This window comes from Xenorhabdus bharatensis, from assembly GCF_037996705.1.
Taxonomy (GTDB): domain Bacteria; phylum Pseudomonadota; class Gammaproteobacteria; order Enterobacterales; family Enterobacteriaceae; genus Xenorhabdus; species Xenorhabdus bharatensis.
Genome location: NZ_JBBMXG010000072.1, coordinates 1 through 429, shown reverse-complemented (window position 1 = coordinate 429; position 429 = coordinate 1). Strand labels below are relative to the sequence as shown.

Sequence of the window (429 nt, the reverse complement as noted above, 5' to 3'; positions counted from 1 at the left end):
GCCTCTGACTGCCTAGGCATCCACCGTGTACGCTTAGTCGCTTAACCTCACAACCCGAAGGTGTCTTCGGATTGGGGTTTTGAGAGACTCCTCAATACCGTCTTATCGACGTATACTGAGTGTTTCAAATTTTCAGCTTGTTCCAGATTGTTAAAGAGCAAAATTTCAGAATATACTGAGGTATCTCAATACATTGTGAAATAGTATTTTTAAGAGGCGTTGAATGGTGGAGCTAAGCGGGATCGAACCGCTGACCTCCTGCGTGCAAGGCAGGCGCTCTCCCAGCTGAGCTATAGCCCCATCAGATGTATCGTCCTACACAGCCATTCCCCTTATGCGAATCACGCCGCCGAAGGAAGAATTGGTAGGCCTGAGTGGACTTGAACCACCGACCTCACCCTTATCAGGGGTGCGCTCTAACCACCTGAG

Annotated in this window: 1 tRNA gene; it reads right to left on the bottom strand. The window is 49.4% G+C overall.

Annotated features, from left to right (window positions below):
* Nucleotides 1–224 precede the first annotated feature (224 nt).
* Nucleotides 225–300, bottom strand: a tRNA-Ala gene (locus AAC855_RS21260).
* Nucleotides 301–429: the final 129 nt, after the last annotated feature.